Here is an 18,976-nt window from a genome sequence, read left to right as displayed (position 1 = left end):
TGCGTCATCATCGGCCCGAATTCCGGCGCAAGCTTCTTGATCAACGGGGCGAGGTGGGGACAGGCAGGGGGGTGGGTCAGGTGTTGGCCAGGCCGCTGGGGTCTTCGTCGTCGTCGATGTCGTCGTCGCCCCAGTTGCGGCGGGAGAAGGGCAGAATCAGCCAGAAGGTGAGGAACCAGAGTCCGGTGACAGCGCTGAGCAGGAAGGCGATCGGGCGGGCGAGCACGAAGTCGGTGATCAGCAGGACCGAGCTGACCATCGCGATCAGCATCAGGGCGAGGCCACCGGAGGCCATCAGGTGCGCGAACCGTACCAACTCCGGTTTACGTCCCTGACGGAACAGCGCGCGGTGGAACGCCACCGGCGAGATGATCATCGCGGTGGCGCCGGCCGCTGCGAGCAACGCGACGATGTAGACGTCCCGTTGGAACGGGCTGGTGCTGCCGAAGCCGTTGCTGAACGGCAGGGTCAGCAGAAAGGCGAAGAGGATCTGCACGCCGGTCTGCGCGACCCGCAACTCCTGCAACAGGTCGGCGAAGTTGCGCTGCCACCGCTGCTTCTCGGTTTCCTTGGACACCGCTGACCTCCGGGGGTACGGCCTGCCGCCGGACCGGTTCGGCGACGGCGGCAACGCTGATTGCCCCACCGCCGTCGATCCGAAACCGGTTCGCAGGACCACCGCCACTGCGCCCCGGCCAACCCGCCGCAGCGCTCAGGAGCCACGACGTTCAGGAAACCCGGCGTTCAGGAAGCCCGGCGCTCAGGAGCCGCGGCGGATCCGTCCCGCGTACCGGGCCTCCAGGGTGTCGTTGTGCGCGTCGCCGCCGGCGATGTTGGCGGACAGGTAGACCGGCGGACGTTCACCTGCCGCGAGCAGCCGGGCCACCACCTCCACCACGATCTGCTGGGCCAGCAACGCGGCGGTGATCGAGGAGACCGCACCGACCGCGCCACCGTCGGGCAGCGGCAGGGTCGCGTCGCCGTACGGGGCGCCGTTGTCCAGCACCACGTCGGCGAAGTCGGCGAGCTTGCGACCCGACGGATGGCGGGACTCCATCCGGGCCGAGTGTTCCGCCGAGGTGATCGCCACCAGCCGGTGGCCGCGCTCGCGTACCAGCGAGGCGAACTCCACCATCGCCCCGTTCACCCCCGAGTTCGAGGCGAGTACGAAGATGTCGGCCGGGTCGACCGGGGCGAGTTCGTAGAGGCGGTGGGCCACCGACGGGTCCCGTTCCAGCTTCGGTCCCAGCACATCGGCGGACGCTCCGCCGTGCAGCACCAGGTCACGCAGGGCGATCCGGTTGGTCGGCACCAGCCCGCCGGCCCGGCCGGCGATCTCCATCGCCAGCGCCTCGGAGTGGCCGGTGCCGAAGGCGTGCACCACCCCGTCGGCCCGGATCGCCTCGGCGATCAGGTCCGCAGCACGGGCCACCTGGTCCCGCTGACCCTGTGCCACCCGGTTCATCGTCGCGGTCACCACGGCCAGGTAACCGTCGGCACTCAACGTCATCGTCACTCCGCTTTCTCGCCGAACCAGCAACTCCGCCAGCCGCCAGCAACTCCGCCAGCCCTTCCGCCAGCCCTCCGCAGGCATCAAGGCACGACGGCACCATCGACGCCGGGCTCAGGCCGCGGAGCGCACCCGGGCCACGATCGCCTCGGCCAGCCGCGTCGGCACCTCGTCCGGAATCCAGTGGCTGACCCCGGCGATCTCGACGAACCGGTAGTCCCCCTGCACATGTTTGACGCAGGCTTCGGCAGCCGTACGCCCGATCGCCACGTCCCGGTCACTCCACACGAAGGTGGTCGGCACCCGCGACGGGCCGGTGGCCGCCAGGTCCGTCCAGGACATCGCCCGGTACCAGTTCAGCGCCGCGGTCAACGCGCCGGGCTCGCGCATCGGTTCGGCGTACGCCGACACCCGCGCCGCGTCGCCGACGCCGCGCAACATCCGGCGCAACCCGCGGGCCCCCAGGGCCAGCAGCGTCTTCTCGGCCACCCCGGGCCGGCGGAACAGCAGCATGTACGCCGAGCGCGCCTTCTGCTGCGAATCCTCGCTGAGCGCGTACGCCATGGCGGCCGGATGCGGCACGGAGACGGCGGTCAGCGTGCGGACCCGCTCCGGATGCTCGGCGGCCAGCGCCCAGGCCACCACGGCACCCCAGTCGTGCCCCACCACGTGGGCGGAGTCGACGCCGAGGGCGTCCAGCACGGCGGCCGCGTCGGCGACCAGCTCCGTCAACCGGTACGCCTCGACTTCGGTCGGTCGGGCGCCCGGCGAGTAGCCACGCTGGTTGACCGCGTAGGTGCGCAGACCGGCCACGTGCAGGGTCGGCGTCACGTCGTTCCACTCGCCCGCGTGCTGCGGGAAGCCGTGCAGCAGCAGCACCGGCTCACCGTGCTCCGGGCCGCCCGCCGTGACGTCGAACCGCATACCTCGGGCGTCGATGTGCATGACCCGCAGCCTACCGAGGTGGACGGTCAGTCGTACTGCTGCTTGGGGGTGGGTATCGGCCGCCAGGACTCGACCTGCAGGTAGGGGATCTCGGCGTCGTTGACCGGGTCACGACCGATCCGGTCGCTGTACCGGCCGATCACCTCGACCCAGGTGTCGTCGGGCAGACCGGCCGGCACGTCGCCGGTGAGGCCGAGCTTGACCGGCCGTCCGTCGGCCGCGCAGCAGGACAGCACCATGCGGGCCAGGATGGGTCGGCCGTCCTCGCCGGTGGCGAGGAAACCGGTCAACAGCACCCGCCGGTCGCCGATCGAGGCACCTCGGTCGAACAACGCCCGGGCCGCGTAGTCGAGGACGCTTACCGGCGCGGGGTCGGCGTCGGGCAGCGGCGGGTAGTCGGACTGTCGCGGGGCGTTCAGCGCGGTGCCGGACTGGCTGGCCGCGTACGAGCCGAGGGCCGGCGGGGCGACCAGCAGCAGGCCGAGCACGGGCAGGATGAGCAGCCAGCCGACGCGCGGTTCGTGGTGGGTGTGGTCGTCGTGGTCGTCGGCAGGTTCGTCGGAGCGGGTGCGGACCGGACGTAGCTCGTACCAGAGGGTCATGATCGCCGCGACCACCAGCAACAGACCGGCGGCGATCAGGAACGGTCGTAGCCCTTCCTTGACGTAGCGCAGGTAGAGGTCGGAGAGGCTGGCCCGCAGCACCGCGCCGCCGAGCAGCAGCAGGACCACCGCCTGGGCCTGCCGGTTCACAGCAGCACCGCCCCGACACCGACGGCGATCAGCAGGGCCACCGCGAACGTGGTCGGCGCGAACCGGAACGCGAACCGGCGGCCGAAGACACCGGCCTGCATCGAGATCAGCTTGAGATCGACCATCGGCCCCACCACCAGGAACACCAGTCGGGACGTGAGGGAGAACTGCGACAGCGAGGCGGCCACGAAGGCGTCCGCCTCGGAGCAGAGCGAGAGCAGCACGGCGAGTGCCGCCAGCGCCAGGATGGACAGCCAGGCGTTGTCGGCGAGGGTCTGCAGCCAGCGTTCCGGCACCAGGACGTTGATGCTGGCGGCGGCCATCGCGCCGAGCACCAGGAAGCCACCGGCGTGGGTGACGTCGTGCCGGACGGCGGCCCAGAACGCCCGCCCGCGCCGGGGGTCGTCCAACTCGGGTCGGCGCGGCATCCTGATCCACTCGGTACGCCCGAGACGCAGCCAGAGCCAACCCATCACCATCGCCACGACGAGGCTGGCGAGGCCCCGGGCGAGGACCATCTCGGGGTTGTCGGGGAAGGCGACCGCGGTGGCGGTCAGCACGATCGGGTTGACCGCCGGTGCGGCGAGCAGGAAGGCCAGGGCGGCGGCCGGGGTGACCCCGCGGCGGATCAGCGAACCGGCGATCGGCACGGACCCGCACTCGCAGCCGGGCAGCACCACGCCGGCCGCGCTGGCCGCCGGCACCGCCAGGGCCGGGTGCCGGGGCAGCGCCCGGGCCCAGAACGACCGGGGTACGAAGACCGCGATCACGGCCGAGAGCAGCACCCCGAAGACCAGGAACGGCACCGCCTGCACCATGATCGAGACGAACACCGTGGTCCAGGTCTGCAGGCGCGGATCGTCAAGCGCCCCGGCCAGCGGATCCCGAAAGATGATCAGCAGGATCAGCAGCGCGGCCAGCACCTCCACCGAGCCGATCCGGTCACCGAGCCATCGTCGGGGTGGCGTGGGGCCGTCCGGGTGGGTCGCCGGCGCCTCGGTGGTGACGCCGCCGGGACGGCCCTGCGGTTCGTCGGCCGGTACGGCGTGATCCGTGTCTGTGCTCACCCTGTCGTCTCTTCACCTGGGAGATTTGGCGGGCTGAGATTACCGTCCGGAACCGACAACGTCGATGAATGTCACGGAAACGGGTGGATGTGGCGGGCGGACGTACGGGCGGCTCGGGCCGCACCTGGCGTGACCTGCGTAGATCACATTGCCTGTTGATCTTTAAAGGTGTTAGCGTCGGCGAGACAACTTCACCTCCGACAGGGGAGCGCACAGCGCTGAGAGTGCGGGTTCGCCCGCAGACCCTCCGTACCTGATCTGGGTAATGCCAGCGCAGGGAGTTCGGTCCACCTCCAGCCCGCCACGGCCCGGTGCCGTCGGGCGCGGCGTGCGTCTTACCTGGTTCGAACACTGGACTGGGAGCAATCATGATTCGACCGACCGCCAACCGATGGCGCACCATCGACATCGTCGTGGCTGCGGTGATCGCCGTCGCCTTCGGTGTGATCTTCTGGGCCTGGGGGCTGCTCTGGCGGGCCGTTGACCCGGCCTTCGCCTTCTTCCCGGCCAGCCAGGCCATCATGTACGGCGTCTGGCTGATCCCCGCGGTGCTCGGCGGCCTGGTGATCCGCAAGCCGGGTGCCGCGCTGTTCTGCGAGGCGGTCGCGGCGACGGTCTCCGCACTGCTGGGCTCGGAGTGGGGCGGCGTCACCATCGTCCAGGGCCTGATCCAGGGCCTCGGCGCGGAACTGGCCTTCGCCGCCTTCCGCTACCGCTCGTTCCGGCTGCCGACCGCACTGCTCGCCGGCGCGATGACCGGCCTCGGTGCCGCCCTGTTCGACTTCTTCGTCTGGAACACCGCGTACGAACTGGTCAGCTACCGGATCCCGTACGCGCTGTTCACCATCCTCAGCGCCGCCGCGATCGCCGGCGTAGGCGCGTACGCCCTCACCAACTCCCTCGCACGCACCGGCGCCCTGTCCCGCTTCCCCTCCGGCCGCACCCAAACCCTCGTCTAACCCCCCGCCCCTGTTGATCAAGAAGTTTGCGTCTGTCGACCTGCATTTCTCGGACGCAAACGTCTTGATCAACGCGCGATGGCGGGGTGGTGGGTGACGGTGGGTGGGTGACGGTGGGAGGAGGGGGGTACGGGGTGGGTGGGGTGCGGCTGCGGGGGTTCGGGTGGCGGCATGCGGGGCGGCGGGCGTGGGCCGTGCGCGGGGTGGACCTGTGGGTGCGGCGAGGGGAACGGGTGTTGCTGCTCGGGCCTTCCGGGGCGGGCAAGAGCACGGTGCTGGCCGCTTTGGCGGGACTGTTGCCGGAGGACTCCGGTGAGCAGGAGGGCACCATCGAGATCGACGGTCGCCCGCCGGCCGAGGTCCGCGAACGGGTCGGCATCGTCTTTCAGGATCCGCAGTCCCAGCTGGTCATGGCCCGCAGCGGCGACGACGTGGCGTTCGGGCTGGAGAACCGGGGCGTACCGGCAGCACAGATCTGGCCCCGCGTCGACGAGGCGTTGCAGCGGGTCGGGTTCCCGTACCACCGGGACCGTCGCACCGCGGCGCTCTCCGGCGGCGAACAGCAGCGGCTCGCCCTGGCCGGTGCGCTCGCGCTGCGCCCCGACCTGCTGCTGCTCGACGAGCCCACCGCCAACCTCGACCCGGCCGGTGCCGACCTGATCCGCGCCGCGATCGCCCGCGCGGTCGACGGCGACACCACACTGATCCTGGTCGAGCACCGGATCGCCGATGCCCTGCCCCTGGTGGACCGGGTGGTCGTGCTCGAAGCCGGTGGCGGCGTGCGGGCCGACGGTACGCCGGAAGCCGTCTTCGCCGCGCACGGCGACGCCCTCGCCGCCGACGGCGTCTGGGTGCCGGGCCGGCAGTTCCCGCCACGCCCGGCCATCGCTCCGGCAGGCGAGGTGCTGCTCACCGCCGACCGCCTCGGCCAGCCACCCCGGCTGGCCCCCACCAACCTGACCGTACGCGCCGGTGAGGCGCTCGCCGTGCTCGGTCCCAACGGCGCAGGCAAGTCCACCCTCGCGTTGTTGCTCGGCGGGCTGCTCAAGCCCGGCACCGGACGACTGTCGGGCAGCACGGAACTGGCCGGGGCCGACGCCCGCACGGCACCGCACCGGTGGCGTGCGCCCGCGCTGGCGCGCCGGATCGGCTCGGTGTTCCAGGATCCGGAACACCAGTTCGTCACCAGCACGGTCTTCGACGAACTGGCGTTGGGTCCGCGCCGGACGGGCGCCACCGATGCGGTGGTCCGCCAGCGCGTCGACGACCTGCTGCAGCGGCTGCGGCTGGACAAGCTGGTCGGGGCCAACCCGTACACCCTTTCCGGCGGGGAGGCGCGGCGGCTGAGTGTCGCGACCGCCCTGGCCACCGCGCCCCGGCTGGTGATCTGCGACGAGCCCACCTTCGGGCAGGACCGGCGGACCTGGCGGGAGCTGGTGGACCTCTTCGCGGAACTGCGCGACGCCGGCCACGGCCTGGTGACGGTCACCCACGACACCGACTTCGTGGCCGCGCTGGCCGACCGCACCCTGACCCTGCGGCCCGTACCGCGCCGCGGCGACGACCCCAGCGACCGCCCCGACCTGCCTACCCGCGAGCCGGGTGACGGTCGCCCCGTTGATCGTGGACGGCCGGCTGGAAGCGAGGGTGGGATGCGGATGTCGCCGACAGACGATGCCGGGCCGGCGACGGCGGGGCAACGATGATCGACCTCGAACCGGTCGCGCACCCGGACGCCCCGCTGGCCCGCCGTAACCCGGTGGCCAAGCTGGCAGCGGCGCTGCTGTTCGCCTTCCCGCTGCTGGCGACGCTGGATCCGGTCGCGCCGGCGATCGCCCTGGCGGTGGAGTTGGCAGTACTGCCGTTGTTCGGCCTGCGGTACCGGGTGCTGCTCCGTCGGGCCTGGCCGTTGCTGCTCGCCGCCGGCGGCGTACTGGTCACCCTGGTCCTGTTCGCCGCCGACCGGTCGGGACGGGTGCTGCTCGACGCCGGGCCGATCATGGTCACCTCGTCGGTGCTGCTCACCGCCCTCGGCCTGGTGCTGCGCCTGTTCGCGGTCGCGCTGCCCGGCGTGATCGTCTTCGCCACCACCGATCCGACCGATCTGGCCGACGCGCTGGTGCAGAACGCGAAGGCACCGGCCCGGTTCGCCATCGGCGCGTTGGCCGCGTTCCGGCTGCTACCGCTGCTCAGCCAGGAGTGGCAGATGATCGCCATGGCCCGCCGGGCACGGGGCGTGGAGGCCGGCCGCAACCCGGTGGCCAAGCTGCGACTGTTCGCCTCGACCGCGTTCACCCTGCTGGTCGGGGCGATCCGCCGGGGCACCCGACTCGCCGTCGCCATGGACGCCCGCGGCTTCGACTCCACCACCGGGCGCACCTTCGCCCGCCACCAGCCCTTCTCCACCGCCGACTGGCTCCTGCTCATCTGCGCCCCCGCCCTGGCCGCCGCCGCCCTCACCATCAGCATCACCCTCGGCACCTTCACCCCCCTCACCCCCTAACCCTCCACCCCTCCACCCTCCCCTACGCCCCTCCCCCTGGCTCCCGTCGATCATGCAGTTGCCGTCCCCGCAAAGGGGATAATCTACGCGCAACGGCGACCGAGAGTGCATGATCGTCGCCGCAAGAGGGGGCGACCACATGGTGACCAGGGGTGGGGGATGACGCGGGCGGGCATCGAAGCGCGCTACCGTCGCAGCACTACTGACAGACGCGGAAGGTGGCGACGAGGATGGCGGATCGGGCTACGGCGCAGATCGGTGTGACCGGGCTGGCGGTGATGGGTCGAAATCTGGCCCGCAACCTGGCCCGCAACGGGTTCACCGTGGCGTTGCACAACCGCTCGCCGGAGCGGACCCGGTCGCTGGTGGCCGAGCACGGCGACGAGGGCACCTTCGTCCCGACGGAGTCCCTTGCGGACTTCGTCGCCGCGCTGGAGCGCCCCCGCGCAGTGATCATCATGGTCAAGGCGGGCGGCCCCACCGACGCGGTGATCGACGAGTTGGTGCCGTTGCTCGAAGCGGGCGACATCATCATCGACTGCGGCAACGCGCACTTCGCCGACACCCGTCGGCGGGAGGAGGCGCTGCGGGCCCACGGCCTGCACTTCGTCGGCACCGGTGTCTCCGGTGGTGAGGAGGGCGCGCTGTGGGGGCCGAGCATCATGCCGGGTGGCTCGGTCGAGTCGTACCGCAAGCTCGGCCCGATCTTCGAGAAGATCGCCGCGCAGGTCGACGGTGAGCCGTGCTGCCAGCACGTGGGGCCGGACGGTGCCGGGCACTTCGTCAAGATGGTCCACAACGGCATCGAGTACGCCGACATGCAGCTCATCGCCGAGGCGTACGACCTGCTGCGGGCCGGGCTGGGCGCGACGCCGTCGGAACTCGCGGAGATCTTCCGGGAGTGGAACACCGGCGAGCTGGAGTCGTTCCTGATCGAGATCACCGCCGACGTGCTGGCGCACACCGACGCCGCCACCGGCGAGGCGTTCGTGGACGTCGTGCAGGACCGGGCCGAGCAGAAGGGCACCGGGCGATGGACCGTCCAGATCGCCCTCGACCTGGGCATCCCGATCACCGGCATCGCCGAGGCGACCTTCGCCCGGTCGCTGTCCGGGCACGTCGGGCAGCGTGAGGCCGCGGTCCGGGCCTTCCCCGACTCCGGGGAGAAGTGGCAGGTCACCGACCGCGAGGCGTTCATCGAGGACGTCCGCCGGGCCCTGCTGGCCTCGAAGATCGTGGCGTACGCCCAGGGCTTCGACCAGATCCGTGCCGGCAGCGCCGAGTACGACTGGAACATCGACCTGGGCGGCACGGCGCGCATCTGGCGGGGCGGCTGCATCATCCGGGCCCGCTTCCTGGACCGGATCAAGCAGGCGTACGACGAGCAACCGGAGCTGCCCACCCTGCTGGTGGCACCGTGGTTCGCCGACACCGTGCGCGACGGCGTGCCCAGCTGGCGGCGGGTGGTGGCCGAGGCGGCGCAGGCCGGTGTCCCGACGCCCGCCTTCGCCTCGTCCCTGGCCTACTTCGACGCGCTGCGCGCCGAGCGGCTGCCCGCCGCCCTGATCCAGGGCCTGCGGGACAACTTCGGCGCACACACCTACCGTCGGGTCGATCGCGACGGTTCCTTCCACACCCTGTGGGCCACGCCGGACCGCGCCGAGGTCGAGGCCTGAGGACCGCACCGTCGAGCCGACGCCTGAGCCGACGCTGACGCGCCCTGCCCCGGGACACCGGGACAGGGCGCGTCAGGTTACGGGGTCAGAAGAAGCGGCGACGCCGGGCCTTCTGGGGGCGCAGCAGGTCGGCTCCCCGGGTGAGCATGCGGCTGGCCCCGGAGGGGCCGCGCCGCGACTCCAGTGTGTGACTGAGCCGGCGAGCACCCGCTGCCGCCAACGGAACCGCCACGGCCATCACCGCCCACTGGGCAACGCGCTTGCGGATCATGTGGTTTCACCTCCGTCAGTGGCTGCTACCAGCGGTGGTACCCAGTCCGGGCGCACCCTATGCGTTCAGGTGGTCGGTGCCACCGGGTTGGGTAGCGCGCCACCGAAGCGGCGGTCCCGCTGGGCGTACAGCTCGCAGGCGTACCACAGGTGGCGGCGGTCGAAGTCCGGCCAGAGCGTGTCCAGGAAGACCAGTTCGGCGTACGCGCTCTGCCAGAGCATGAAGTTCGAGGTGCGCTGCTCACCGGAGGGCCGCAGGAACAGGTCCACCTCGGGCACCTCGGGGTGGTAGAGGTAGCGCGCGACGGTCTTCTCGGTCACCTTCGCCGGGTCGAGCTTCCCGGCTGCCGCATCCCGGGCGATCGCGGCAGCGGCGTCGGCGATCTCCGCCTGCCCGCCGTAGTTGACGCAGAACTGCAGGGTCAGCGTCGAGTTGCCCCGCGACATCTCCTCGGCGGTCTGCAACTCGCTGATCACGCTCTTCCACAGCCGCCCGGCCCGCCCGGACCAGACCACCCGCACCCCGAGGTCGATCAACTGGTCCCGGCGTCGACGGATGACGTCACGGTTGAAGCCCATCAGGAACCGGACCTCGTCCGGCGAGCGCCGCCAGTTCTCGGTGGAGAAGGCGTACGCCGACAGGTAGGGGATGCCCATCTCGATGGCCCCCTCGACCGTGTCGAAGAGGGAGAACTCCCCCGCCTCGTGTCCCTTGGTGCGGGGCAGCCCACGCTCCTTGGCCCAACGGCCGTTGCCGTCCATCACCACGGCGACGTGCTTGGGCACCGCCCCCGGCGGCAGCGCCGGCGGCCGGGCACCCGACGGGTGCGGGGTCGGCGGCACCGGCTCGCGCCGGCCGGCCCTGATGGATCGGATCACTCGGCTCTCCCCTGTTCACGCTCTGGGACCGCTGTGGTCGCCGGGCCACCCCGATCGACCAGCGGCAGCGAGCGTAGCGTGCGCTCCAGATGCCACTGCAGGTGCGCCGCGACGAGCCCGCTGCACTCCCGGCGTACCCCGGTGTCGGTGGCGTTGGCGACCCGCCAGTCTCCGCCGACCAGCGCGGACATCAGGTCGATGGTGGCCGGGGCGGGATGGGCGGCACCGGGGGGACGGCAGTCCGGGCAGACCGCGCCGCCGGCGGGCACCGAGAAGGCCCGGTGCCGGCCGGGGGTGCCGCAGACGGCGCAGGCGGTCAACGCCGGCGCCCAGCCGGCCAGGGCCATGCCCCGCAGCAGGTAGGCGTCGAGCACCAGGGTAATGGCGTGTTCGCCCTGGGCGAGGGCCCGCAGCGCACCCAGGGTGAGCTGGAACAGCCGCAACGACGGTTCCCGCTCGACGGGAGTGAGCCGCTCGGCGGTCTCGGCGATCGCGCTGGCCGCCGTGTAGCGGGGATAGTCACCGAGGAACCGCTTGCCGTACAGGTCGATCCCCTCGACCTGGCTGACGGTGTGCAGGGAACTGCCCAACTCGCCCTTGGGGTCACCGGCGAGTTGCAGGTCGACGTGGCCGAACGGCTCCAACCGGGCACCGAACTTGGAGGTCGTCCGGCGTACGCCTCGGGCGACCGCACGCAGCCGGCCGTGCCGCCGGGTGAGCAGGGTGACGATCCGGTCGGACTCGCCGAGCTTCTGTACGCGTAACACCACCGCGTCGTCGCGGTAGAGCTGTCGGCGGTATCCGGCCATCGCGTCATTCTCCCTCGCGGCCGGACACCCGTCGGCACCCCGGGTCGGATTTCAGGGTCCGCTCCGGGTATCGGGGGCCACTGACCCGGATGTGCCCCCACCAGCACCGGCGTTAGCGTGCTCGGCATGGCTGCACACCGGACCATCCCCCCTCGACCTGCTCGTCCTGCTCGGCGTACCCCGGTCCGTCGGGTCGGCACGGTGATCGCCGCGGCGATCGCCCTGACCGTCCTGGCCGGCTGCAACAACCTTTCCTTCCGTCGGCTCGACTTCGACACCACCGAGGAGGCCCGGATCAGCACCATCCGCCTGCTGCCGGGCGCCGGTGACGTGGTGATCCGCGCCGACGGCGAACCGGACCGGATCCGCATCAAGCGGGTGGTGCGGTACCAGGGTGACGAGCCGGGCATCACGTACGAGATCAAGGGCACCGAACTGGTGCTCGACACCTCGTGCGGACGCCGGTGCAGCGTCTCCTACGAGGTGGTCGCGGGCGAGGGGGTCCGGGTCGAGGGCGAGACCGGTTCGGGCAACATCGACCTGAGCTGGGTGGGACAGGTCGAGGTGACGGTCGGTTCCGGCGACGTCCGGGTGGTCGGTGCCGCCGGCCCGGTCCGGGTGGAGAGCGGCTCCGGCGAGATCGAGGTGTACGACCTGACGTCCACCGTGGTGCTGCGGACCGGCTCCGGAGACATCACCGCCACCCGGCTGCGCGGGGAGGTGGACGCACAGGCCTCGTCGGGCAACGTGACGGTCGAGTTGGACGCTCCCGCCTCGGCCCGCGCGCACGCGTCGAGCGGCAACGTCGAGCTGCGGGTACCCGCCGGCAGCTACCAGATCCGGTCGGAGGCCGGTTCCGGTTCGGTCGACGTGAGCGTACCGAACGACCCGACCGCCGCTCTGGTGCTCGACGTGCGAACGGGCAGCGGCGACATCTCCCTCATGACCCGGTGACGTCCCGGCCCCGCCGACCCGACACCGCGTCCTCCCGGGGTTCGGTCTCCCGGTCACGCTGACCCGGTACGGCCGTCTCGCCGGGCTCGGCGGTCCGGTCGGCCTCGACACCGCGGCGGGATTCCGCGTGCCGGCGGGCGGCCGGAACGGCGTGACGGCGTCCGCCGGGGATCAACTCGGGCGGGCGCCCCGCCGCGACGTCCTCGACCCAGCCGACAAGTGCGGTCACCACCCCCACCAGCAGGAAGACCAGCATCACCCGGATCGCCAGGCCCAGCAGGTCCTGATGCGACCAGCCGACCACGTCCACCAGCGGGGTGAGCGCCACCACGAACGCCATGTGCCACAGGTAGACGGTCAACGCCCGGCGGTTCAGCACGGTCACCGCGCGACCGAACACGTGGTTACGGTCGACCCAGTCCGCACTCGACGGGGCCCGTCCCAGCGCCACCAGGATGAACGCGGCCGACCAGAGGGCGTTGCCGAGCGGGTTGTCGTTCAGGTCGTAGCCGCGCGGCCCGGGATGGGCCAGCAGCCAGGCACCACCGGTCGCCGCGAGGGCGAGCACGGTCGGCACCAGCACCCGGTTCGCCAGGCGGCGCAGCATCCCCGCCTGGTGGGCGAAGCCGAGCAGCCAGGCACCGAAGTAGAGCCCGAACTCCCGCAGCACGCCGGGGGCGTTCGGGTAGATGCCCAACTCGATCGCCAACAGCAGGCAGTACGGGGCGAGCAGGGTGGGCAGTGGATAACGCCGGAACAGCCAGAGTGCGACCGGTGAGGCGAGCACGAACCACAGGTAGTCCCGCAGGTACCAGATCGGGCTCAGCGCCAACGCGCCCCAGTAGTTCGCCGGTGGATCGGCGACCGGGAAGAGCCAGAGCAGCACCTTCGGTGTCAGCGGCAACCCGGTCAGCAGCATCGCCGGTACGAAGATCCCGGCCAGCACCCACAGCGACGGCAGCAGCCGGCGCAGCCGACGGCCGACCGCGGTGGGACCGGACCTGAGCAGCGAGGTCGCCATCAACGACCCGGCCAGCGCGAACATCACCGACATCGCCGGGAACAGCAGGGTCAGCGACGCCCAACCGGTGACGTGGTAGACGACGACTCGCACGATGGCCAGGAAGCGCAGCAGGTCCAGGTATCGATTTCGCATCAGCCTGCATCTGTATCCGGGGGCATAGGTACGTCTCTCTACCCTCCGGGGTGGGCGGTGGAAACGCCCAGAGGCCCGACCAGATAGTGAACCTTCCCATATGCCTGACCGGTACCGATCAGTCAGATGCAGCGCGAGAAGTCCGGATTACCGGCGCTGTCAGAAGCCGAGTTTGCGCAGCTGCTTGGGGTCGCGTTGCCAGTCCTTGGCCACCCGCACATGCAGGTCGAGATAGACCCGGGTGCCCAGCAACTCCTCGATCTGCCGCCGCGCGGCGGTGCCCACCGCCTTGAGCCGACTGCCCCGGTGCCCGATGACGATCGCCTTCTGACTGGGCCGCTCGACGTACAGATCGGCGTAGATCTTCGTCAGCTGCCCCTCGGGGATCATCTCCTCGACCACCACCGCGATGGAGTGCGGCAGCTCATCCCGGACACCCTCCAGGGCGGCCTCCCGGACCAGCTCCGCGACAAGCACCTGCTCCGGGTCGTCGGTGAGCATGTCGTCGGGATAGAGCTGCGGAGACTCGGGCAGATACCGCGTCATCACCTCGACGAGCGTGTCCACCTGGTGCCCGGCGACCGCGCTGACCGGCACCACCTCGGCGAACTCGCCCAGCTCGCTGACCGCCAGCAACTGCTCGGCCAGCCGCTTCTTGTCCACCAGGTCGGTCTTGGTGACCACCGCCAGCACTGTCGCCTTCAACTCGGCCAGCTCGCCGGTGATGAACCGGTCGCCACGGCCGATCGGCTCGTCGGCGGGGATGCACAGGCCGATCACGTCGACCTCGCTCCAGGTCTGCCGGACCAGGTCGTTGAGCCGCTCGCCGAGCAGGGTACGCGGCCGGTGCAGACCCGGCGTGTCCACCAGCACGAGCTGCGAATCCGGCCGGTGCAGCACCGCCCGGATGATGTGCCGGGTGGTCTGCGGCTTGTTCGAGGTGATCGCGATCTTCTGCCCGACGATCGCGTTGGTCAGCGTCGACTTGCCGGCATTCGGTCGACCGACGAAGCAGGCGAAGCCCGCCCGGTAGGCGCGCGGCGTCGGCGCGGCGCTCACTCGGTCACCGTGCCGAGCACCGTGCCGTCCGGCGCGGCCACGTGCACCGGTGCATCGGCGGACAGGTCGCGGACGGCCGCGTACCCCGCACCGTCGAGAGTGGAGGCCTCGGTGACCACGGCGGCGGCCTCCAACCGGGTGGCACCCGCCGCCGCCGCCGAGGCGACCGCCAACTGCAGCGCGGTGATCGTCAACGAGGGCAGCGACACGCTGGCCGCCGCGTACGTCCGACCGTCCTGGTCGCGTACCGCGGCACCCTCCACGGCGCCCACCCGGCCGCGCGCCCCCCGGGCCAGGATCACCAGCTTGCCGTCCTCGGCGCTGAGCTCGGAGCCGGCGGGTACGGCGGCTGGTACGGCAGGTGACTCAGGCATCGGCGGGTTGCCTCTCCTCTGATCGATCGGTGTCGCCCCGGGAGGCGGTCGGCCCACCGCCCGGGTTGTCCTGGGTGTCGGTCGGCTCGACCCGGCGCACCAGCACCGTGTCGATCCGGTTGCGTCGGCCGGTGGTGCCCTCGGCGAGCAGTTGCAGCCCGGCCACCTCGACCTCCGCTCCGGGGATCGGCACCCGGCCGAGGCACTGGGCGAGCAGGCCGCCGACGGTCTCCACCTCGTCGTGCGGCAACTCGGTGTCGAACAGCTCGCCGAGATCCTCGACCGGCAGTCGGGCGGTGACCCGCACCGCACCGTCGGGCAGCTGCTCGATCGGCGGACGCTCGACGTCGTACTCGTCGGTGATCTCGCCGACGATCTCCTCCAGGATGTCCTCGATGGTGACCAGCCCGCCGGTGCCGCCGTACTCGTCCACGACGATCACCAGATGGTTGCGGGCGGCCTGCATCTCCGACAGCAGGTCGTCGACGGGCTTGGAGTCCGGCACGAAGGTGGCCGGGCGCATCAGCTCGGCCACCGGCAGCTGACGGTCCTCGGCGGCGCCACCCTGGGTACGCCGGATGAGGTCCTTGAGGTAGAGCACACCGAGCACGTCGTCGACGCTCTCGCCGATCACCGGGATGCGGGAGAAGCCGGAACGCAGGAACAGCGCCAACGCCTGCGCCAGCGTCTTGGTCGACTCGATCCACACCATCTCGGTACGCGGCACCATGACCTCGCGGGCGATGGTGTCACCGAGCGCGAAGACCGAGTGGATCATCTGCCGTTCGCCGTGTTCGACGACGCCCCGCTGCTCGGCGAGGTCGACCAGTTCCCGCAGCTCGACCTGGGTGGCGAAGGGTCCTTCCCGGAACCCGCGACCCGGCGTGACCGCGTTGCCGATCAGGATCAGCAGCGATGCGAGGGGGTTGAGCGCCCGTCCGAGCCAGCGCACCAGCGGCGCGGCGAAGCGGGCCACGGCGTACGCGTGCTGCCGCCCGATGGTGCGCGGACCCACACCCACCACGACGAAGCTGACCACGGTCATCGCCCCGGCGGTGACCAGCGCCGCCCGCCAGCCCGCACCGAAGGTGTCCACCGCGACCAGTGCCACAAGCGTGGTGGCGGTCAGCTCGGCGAGCAGCCGCAGCAGGAGCAGCAGGTTGAGGTGGCGGACCACGTCACCGGCGACCAGTTGGAGGGTGGGCGCGCCCCGGGCACCCTCCCGGGCCAGCTCGGCGGCCCGAGCCGGCGAGACCGCGGCCAGGGCGGCCTCGGTCATCGCGATGAGACCGCCGAGCACCACCAGCCCGGCGGCGAAGGCGAGTAGTTGCAGGTCGGGAAGGCCGGTGGCGGACGCGGCCAGCGAGGTATCCATCACCGGGTGCGGGTCGACCGCCAGCTCGACAACAACCGGGCCTGGAGCCCGAACATCTCCCGCTCCTCCTCCGGCTCCGCGTGGTCGTAGCCGAGCAGGTGCAGGACGCCGTGCACGGTGAGCAGGTGCAGCTCGTCGTCGGCGCTGTGGCCCGCGGTGGCAGCCTGCTTCGCCGCCACCTCCGGGCAGAGCACGATGTCACCGAGCAGCGCCGGCTCGCCGCCGACGGCCGCGTTCTCACCCGGCCCGTGGTCGATGCTGCCCTCGTCCATGGGGAAGGCGAGCACGTCGGTCGGGCCGTCGCCGCCCATCCAGCGATGGTTCAGCTCGGTCATGTAGCCGACGTCGACAAGCAGCACGGACAGCTCGGCGAGGGGGTTGACCCCCATCTCGTCGAGTGCGTGCCGGGCGACGGCCAGCACGGCGTCGGTGTCGACGGCGACACCCGACTCGTTGGCGATCTCGATGGACAACTGTCTTCCCTCGGTCTAGCGGCGCCGACCGGCGCGGTTGCCCTGGGCGTTGCGCCCCGGCACCGCGTGCACGGCCTGCGCCTGCTGGTTCTCCCGCTCGGCGTCCCAGCGGGCGTACGCGTCGACGATCTCACCCACCAGTCGGTGGCGTACCACGTCGGCGCTGGACAGCTGCGCGAAGTGCACGTCCTCGACGCCGGCCAGGATCTCCCGGACGACCCGAAGGCCGCTTGTCGTCCCACCGGGCAGGTCGACCTGGGTGACGTCACCGGTCACCACGATCTTCGAGCCGAAGCCGAGCCGGGTGAGGAACATCTTCATCTGCTCGGGCGTGGTGTTCTGCGCCTCGTCGAGAATGATGAACGCGTCGTTGAGCGTGTTGTGCGTCACCAGGAAATGGTCGGTGACATAGAGCGAGTCCTCCGCCGCCACCTGGATGCACATCGTCTCCTGCACCCCGGCCGGGATGATCGAGTCGATGAACCGCATCGGCCGCCCGCCACCGTACTCCTCGTACCGCTGGCGTTTGCGAGCCAGCCGGAACGGCGGAATCTCCTCGGGCAGGCGGATCTCCACGACGTACGCGTCGGACCGGTACGGGACCGGGCGGCCCTTCGCCCGACCGGGCGGCCGACCCTCGGCCGCGCGGCCGCGCCACGTCGCGACCCCACCCAGCGACTGGACCAGGTAGATGACGTCGTCTCGCAGTTGGGCGGAGGTGGTCGCGTACTGCACCCGGCAGGTGCGTCCGGCCTGCACGACCGGCCCCCCGTCGCTGTCCAGCAACCCCTGAAGGACAGCCAACCGAACGTCGAGGCTGTTGCGCTGGTAGACCTCGGGCACGAACTTGGTGCCCGACCTGGTCCCGGCCAGGCCCAGCTCACGGAGCGCGACTGTCACCGGGTTCGCGACGATCACCCCGCCCCGCTGCCCGTTGACGTGCCGCAGCACGTAGTCGTACTCGCTCTTGCGGACGAGTTCGATGTCGGCGAGCGCATCCTCCATCGCGCGGGCGAGTTCCGGGTCCGCGGTGCTGAACCCTGGCGTCGTCTGGCACGAGATGGCGCCGTCGCCGAGCAGCAGCCCGAGCGCGTAAGGGTCGAGTGGGACGTCCTGCGGCTCCATCTGCACGGGCGCCACGACCGGCAGCTCGTACCGGCGGGTGTGGCCCCGCCACTCCTGGCCGATCATCTCCTGCGTCTCGAGCGTGCGCCGGCATCCGCGTCGCTTGTCCTCGGCGGTAGCGACTGTCCAGAGGTGTTCGCCGCAGCACAGGGTGGAGGCCCCGTCTCCGGTGGTGACCCGGTAGACCTGCTTGGGCCCCTGTGGGTAGATGCCGATCACCGGGGTCGGCCTGCCGTTCGAGCCGATGACCAGGTCACCGATCCGAAGCGACCCGAACCGCTTGAACCCTTGAGGCGTGAGAACCCGCGCGTCGTACGGTTGGGCCCGGCCCCTCATGTACGCCAGCGGGGCGACCTCGATCGTGCCCGCCGCCATCAGCTTCGGGATCGTCTCCGGGTCGAGCATGTCGTGCAGCGCGTCGTAGAGCGGGCGCAGGTACGGGTCGATCTTCTCGTTGAGCGTGCCGGGCAGGAAGCCCAGCCGCTCCCCCGCCTCGACGGCGGGCCGGGTCAGGATGATCCGGTTGATCTGCTTGGCCTGCAACGCCTGGACGGCCTTGGCCATGGCGAGGTAGGTCTTGCCGGTACCGGCCGGGCCGATGCCGAAGACGATGGTGTGCGCGTCGATCGCGTCGACGTAGCGCTTCTGCCCGAGCGTCTTGGGCCGGATGGTGCGCCCGCGCCGGGAGAGGATGTTGAGGGTGAGCACCTCGGCGGGTCGTTCCGTGCCACCCTGTTCGAGCATGCCGACGGTACGCCGGACAGCATCTGTGGTCAGGGTCTCGCCTTTCTCGATGAGTTCGAGCAGCTCGCTGAAGATCCGCTCGGCGAGGGCATTGTCGGCGGGCGCGCCGGTGATGGTGATCTCGTTGCCCCGTACGTGCACGTCGCTGTTCACCGAGCGCTCGACCAGTCGCAGGATCTCGTCACCCGCGCCGAGCAGGTTCACCATGATCTTCGAGTCGGGGACGGTGATCCTGGTCTGCACCCGGGGTGGGCCGGGAGGTGGGGTGCCGGTCATAGGTCGGGCCAAGGGGCCCTGCGCCACCTGCTCTCGATCTCGGTGCCGGGCGTGGCGCCACGGCGTGCTG

At 71.1% G+C, this 18,976-nt stretch carries 19 protein-coding genes, 2 pseudogenes and 1 riboswitch; of the genes and pseudogenes, 5 read left to right on the top strand and 16 right to left on the bottom strand.

Annotated features, from left to right (window positions below):
- Nucleotides 1–76: 76 nt before the first annotated feature.
- The 5 genes from EG812_RS23570 to EG812_RS23550 all read right to left on the bottom strand — a co-directional run bounded on the left by EG812_RS23570 (nt 77) and on the right by EG812_RS23550 (nt 4,145).
- Nucleotides 77–577, bottom strand: a complete 501-nt coding sequence (locus tag EG812_RS23570; RefSeq protein ID WP_013735371.1) for a DUF6328 family protein — start codon at nt 575–577, stop codon at nt 77–79.
- A gap of 183 nt (nt 578–760) precedes the next feature.
- Nucleotides 761–1,510, bottom strand: coding sequence for a sugar isomerase domain-containing protein (locus EG812_RS23565; RefSeq protein WP_013735372.1), 750 nt, complete (start codon nt 1,508–1,510; stop codon nt 761–763).
- Nucleotides 1,511–1,624: 114 nt separating this feature from the next.
- Nucleotides 1,625–2,455, bottom strand: coding sequence for an alpha/beta fold hydrolase (locus EG812_RS23560; RefSeq protein ID WP_013735373.1), 831 nt, complete (start codon nt 2,453–2,455; stop codon nt 1,625–1,627).
- Nucleotides 2,456–2,481: 26 nt separating this feature from the next.
- On the bottom strand, nt 2,482–3,207 hold the full coding sequence (locus EG812_RS23555) for a TIGR03943 family putative permease subunit (RefSeq protein WP_013735374.1): 726 nt from the start codon (nt 3,205–3,207) through the stop codon (nt 2,482–2,484).
- The gene (locus EG812_RS23550; protein WP_199743935.1) at nt 3,204–4,145 is read right to left on the bottom strand and encodes a permease; all 942 of its coding nucleotides are present in this window, start codon (nt 4,143–4,145) and stop codon (nt 3,204–3,206) included. The genes EG812_RS23555 and EG812_RS23550 overlap by 4 nt, the downstream gene beginning before the upstream one ends.
- A gap of 321 nt (nt 4,146–4,466) precedes the next feature.
- Nucleotides 4,467–4,572: riboswitch (TPP riboswitch) on the top strand.
- Between the two features lie 70 nt (nt 4,573–4,642).
- On the opposite strand from EG812_RS23550, the gene EG812_RS23545 reads away from it, so the two are divergent.
- From EG812_RS23545 to gnd, 4 genes are all read left to right on the top strand, one after another.
- Nucleotides 4,643–5,233, top strand: coding sequence for an ECF transporter S component (locus EG812_RS23545; RefSeq protein WP_013735376.1), 591 nt, complete (start codon nt 4,643–4,645; stop codon nt 5,231–5,233).
- 134 nt (nt 5,234–5,367) lie between these two features.
- Nucleotides 5,368–6,939, top strand: coding sequence for an ABC transporter ATP-binding protein (locus EG812_RS23540; RefSeq protein ID WP_126712865.1), 1,572 nt, complete (start codon nt 5,368–5,370; stop codon nt 6,937–6,939).
- A complete protein-coding gene (locus EG812_RS23535; protein WP_126712780.1) occupies nt 6,936–7,736 on the top strand; it encodes an energy-coupling factor transporter transmembrane component T family protein in 801 nt (266 codons plus the stop codon). Before EG812_RS23540 ends, EG812_RS23535 begins: the two co-directional genes overlap by 4 nt.
- A 230-nt stretch (nt 7,737–7,966) precedes the next feature.
- Nucleotides 7,967–9,412, top strand: coding sequence for an NADP-dependent phosphogluconate dehydrogenase (gene gnd, locus EG812_RS23530; protein ID WP_013735379.1), 1,446 nt, complete (start codon nt 7,967–7,969; stop codon nt 9,410–9,412).
- An 85-nt stretch (nt 9,413–9,497) separates the two neighbouring features.
- Here the strand turns inward: gnd and EG812_RS23525 are convergent, their stop codons facing one another.
- The 3 genes from EG812_RS23525 to recO all read right to left on the bottom strand — a co-directional run bounded on the left by EG812_RS23525 (nt 9,498) and on the right by recO (nt 11,370).
- Nucleotides 9,498–9,683 carry a hypothetical protein gene (locus EG812_RS23525; protein WP_013735380.1) on the bottom strand — a complete coding sequence of 62 codons (186 nt, stop codon included), beginning with the start codon at nt 9,681–9,683 and terminating at the stop codon, nt 9,498–9,500.
- Nucleotides 9,684–9,748: 65 nt separating this feature from the next.
- Entirely contained in the window at nt 9,749–10,525 is a 777-nt protein-coding gene (locus tag EG812_RS23520) for an isoprenyl transferase (protein WP_193386334.1), read from the bottom strand.
- Between the two features lie 32 nt (nt 10,526–10,557).
- Nucleotides 10,558–11,370 (bottom strand): DNA repair protein RecO, encoded by an 813-nt coding sequence (gene recO / locus EG812_RS23515; RefSeq protein WP_013735382.1) that lies wholly within the window; start codon nt 11,368–11,370, stop codon nt 10,558–10,560.
- Nucleotides 11,371–11,496: 126 nt separating this feature from the next.
- On the opposite strand from recO, the gene EG812_RS23510 reads away from it, so the two are divergent.
- A complete protein-coding gene (locus EG812_RS23510; protein WP_081476192.1) occupies nt 11,497–12,324 on the top strand; it encodes a DUF4097 family beta strand repeat-containing protein in 828 nt (275 codons plus the stop codon).
- Here EG812_RS23510 and EG812_RS23505 read toward each other — a convergent pair.
- The 8 genes and pseudogenes from EG812_RS23505 to EG812_RS29745 form a co-directional block, all read right to left on the bottom strand.
- Complete coding sequence (locus tag EG812_RS23505; RefSeq protein WP_126712778.1) at nt 12,311–13,480, bottom strand: acyltransferase family protein; 1,170 nt, start codon at nt 13,478–13,480, stop codon at nt 12,311–12,313. The two genes, EG812_RS23510 and EG812_RS23505, sit on opposite strands and share 14 nt — an antisense overlap.
- A 159-nt stretch (nt 13,481–13,639) precedes the next feature.
- Entirely contained in the window at nt 13,640–14,539 is a 900-nt protein-coding gene (era, locus tag EG812_RS23500) for a GTPase Era (protein WP_013735385.1), read from the bottom strand.
- Entirely contained in the window at nt 14,536–14,913 is a 378-nt protein-coding gene (locus tag EG812_RS23495; RefSeq protein WP_013735386.1) for a cytidine deaminase-like protein, read from the bottom strand. Before EG812_RS23495 ends, era begins: the two co-directional genes overlap by 4 nt.
- The gene (locus EG812_RS23490; protein ID WP_193386335.1) at nt 14,906–16,312 is read right to left on the bottom strand and encodes a hemolysin family protein; all 1,407 of its coding nucleotides are present in this window, start codon (nt 16,310–16,312) and stop codon (nt 14,906–14,908) included. Before EG812_RS23490 ends, EG812_RS23495 begins: the two co-directional genes overlap by 8 nt.
- Nucleotides 16,288–16,761 carry an rRNA maturation RNase YbeY gene (gene ybeY / locus EG812_RS23485; protein ID WP_013735388.1) on the bottom strand — a complete coding sequence of 158 codons (474 nt, stop codon included), beginning with the start codon at nt 16,759–16,761 and terminating at the stop codon, nt 16,288–16,290. Before ybeY ends, EG812_RS23490 begins: the two co-directional genes overlap by 25 nt.
- A gap of 15 nt (nt 16,762–16,776) precedes the next feature.
- Nucleotides 16,777–17,205: a PhoH family protein gene (locus tag EG812_RS29755; protein WP_269764268.1), complete on the bottom strand. Its 429-nt coding sequence runs from the start codon at nt 17,203–17,205 to the stop codon at nt 16,777–16,779.
- Nucleotides 17,206–17,418: 213 nt separating this feature from the next.
- Nucleotides 17,419–17,766, bottom strand: a pseudogene (locus EG812_RS29750) (LAGLIDADG family homing endonuclease); the annotation flags it as partial.
- Between the two features lie 393 nt (nt 17,767–18,159).
- Nucleotides 18,160–18,906: pseudogene (locus EG812_RS29745) on the bottom strand (PhoH family protein); the annotation flags it as partial.
- Nucleotides 18,907–18,976: the final 70 nt, after the last annotated feature.

This window comes from Verrucosispora sp. FIM060022 (genome assembly GCF_003977705.1).
Classification (GTDB): domain Bacteria; phylum Actinomycetota; class Actinomycetes; order Mycobacteriales; family Micromonosporaceae; genus Micromonospora; species Micromonospora gifhornensis.
The sequence above is the reverse complement of the archived record's forward strand: the minus strand, read 5'-3'. Positions and strand labels throughout refer to the sequence as shown.

What these genes read in the sequence shown, in the direction of transcription:
- EG812_RS23565 (WP_013735372.1), bottom strand. Translation starts at nt 1,510, where the DNA reads ATGACGTTGAGTGCCGACGGTTACCTGGCCGTGGTGACCGCGACGATG.
- EG812_RS23560 (WP_013735373.1), bottom strand. Translation starts at nt 2,455, where the DNA reads ATGCACATCGACGCCCGAGGTATGCGGTTCGACGTCACGGCGGGCGGC.
- EG812_RS23545 (WP_013735376.1), top strand. Translation starts at nt 4,643, where the DNA reads ATGATTCGACCGACCGCCAACCGATGGCGCACCATCGACATCGTCGTG.
- EG812_RS23535 (WP_126712780.1), top strand. Translation starts at nt 6,936, where the DNA reads ATGATCGACCTCGAACCGGTCGCGCACCCGGACGCCCCGCTGGCCCGC.
- gnd (WP_013735379.1), top strand. Translation starts at nt 7,967, where the DNA reads ATGGCGGATCGGGCTACGGCGCAGATCGGTGTGACCGGGCTGGCGGTG.
- EG812_RS23525 (WP_013735380.1), bottom strand. Translation starts at nt 9,683, where the DNA reads ATGATCCGCAAGCGCGTTGCCCAGTGGGCGGTGATGGCCGTGGCGGTT.
- recO (WP_013735382.1), bottom strand. Translation starts at nt 11,370, where the DNA reads ATGGCCGGATACCGCCGACAGCTCTACCGCGACGACGCGGTGGTGTTA.
- EG812_RS23510 (WP_081476192.1), top strand. Translation starts at nt 11,497, where the DNA reads ATGGCTGCACACCGGACCATCCCCCCTCGACCTGCTCGTCCTGCTCGG.
- EG812_RS23505 (WP_126712778.1), bottom strand. Translation starts at nt 13,480, where the DNA reads ATGCGAAATCGATACCTGGACCTGCTGCGCTTCCTGGCCATCGTGCGA.
- EG812_RS23495 (WP_013735386.1), bottom strand. Translation starts at nt 14,913, where the DNA reads ATGCCTGAGTCACCTGCCGTACCAGCCGCCGTACCCGCCGGCTCCGAG.
- EG812_RS29755 (WP_269764268.1), bottom strand. Translation starts at nt 17,205, where the DNA reads ATGTGCATCCAGGTGGCGGCGGAGGACTCGCTCTATGTCACCGACCAT.